Origin of the sequence: Paraburkholderia sp. NMBU_R16 (assembly GCF_013282575.1) — a bacterium.
Taxonomy (GTDB): domain Bacteria; phylum Pseudomonadota; class Gammaproteobacteria; order Burkholderiales; family Burkholderiaceae; genus Trinickia.
This window is the reverse complement of the sequence record NZ_JAAAYE010000212.1, coordinates 1-1188: the sequence shown is the minus strand read 5'-3', so window position 1 is coordinate 1188 and position 1188 is coordinate 1. Positions and strand designations below refer to the sequence as shown.

Genomic DNA, 1188 nt, shown 5'->3' with positions numbered 1-1188 from the left:
GGCGTCGTGGTCGTGATAGGCGACCCGCCGACCGACCGTGGACAACTCGCGCAAGCGCCCAACCTGGAGGAAATCAGCCGAACCAAAATTCAACTGCTTAACCGTCCACGGAAACGGGTCACCCCCACAGTTCTATTCGCTGCTTATGTAAGGACTCCTAAGCGAATCGCCGCTTGCTCGTCATGGCTCCGTTATCGCGACACAACCTAAAGAAGGCCGGAACTGCCGTGATATCGTGCGACGGGTTACGAAGCCACACACGAATCAACAACAGCCCGGCCTATGGATCGAATCGTACACGCCTTCCTTACCCTCGAACAACATCTACGCGCCGTCGTCTCGACGCCGCAATCATACCGGCCCAGTCATTGCCCGCATTGCGGCTTCGGCGGCCTGTGGGGCCACGCCTTCTACGGCCGCAAGGCCGACCACAGCAACGGCGGCGAACTCAACCCGGCACCCGTGCCGCGCTTTCGTTGTCTGTCGTGCAACCGAACCTGTTCACGCTTGCCGCTGTGTATCTGCCCCCGCCGCTGGTATGCCTGGGCGCTGCAGCAACGGGTTCTTTCGCTGATGCTCTTTGGCCTGTCGCTGCGTTGCGCCGCGGCGCTCACCGGGCTCAGCCGTCATACCGTGCGTCGCTGGTGGGCTTGGCTGCGCGAGCGCACGGAGCACTTCGCCTTTCATCTGCGCAGCCGCTTCCCCGAGCTCGGCCGCACCGAGGGCGTCGCCACTTTCTGGCGGGCCTGCTTGAGCCTGATGCCATTGGATAAGGCCATGGCGTGGCTCGATCGCGACGGCCTGATCGTCCCGTGATCCGTTGATCCTGGCGCGTCGCGAGACCGCCGGTTTCGCGTTTTTTCCGGGTGCCCACAAAGTTTGGCCACTTCCGCGGCCATCGCAACGGCGATTTCATGTCGATTCCTCAACTGAACGAAGGAATTTGACGACATGAATCCCATCGACGAGATGGCGCTGTTCCGTCTGGGCGTGCTCGGCCCGCTTGTCAGCCGCGGCGAACTCGCCCGTGGTGAACTCGCTCGCCTCATGCACCAGATCGCCCAGCAGGAGTACGCCATTCCCGGCTCCCGACGCCGCCACATCAGCGAGAAGACGCTGCGCGTCTGGTACGACCTGTGGCGGCGCGAGGGCGTCGCAGGACTCGCCAGCAAGCCGCGCAATGACCGC

2 protein-coding genes are annotated in these 1188 nt (G+C 63.2%); both read left to right on the top strand.

The genetic code is table 11. From position 1 onward, the window contains the following. The first annotated feature begins 282 nt into the window (after positions 1 to 282). A complete protein-coding gene (locus GWC77_RS27880; RefSeq protein ID WP_173262742.1) occupies positions 283 to 816 on the top strand; it encodes a DUF6431 domain-containing protein in 534 nt (177 codons plus the stop codon). A 135-nt stretch (positions 817 to 951) separates the two neighbouring features. Further along, a partial coding sequence (locus tag GWC77_RS27875) for a helix-turn-helix domain-containing protein (RefSeq protein ID WP_173262740.1) occupies positions 952 to 1188 on the top strand: 237 nt, incomplete at its 3' end.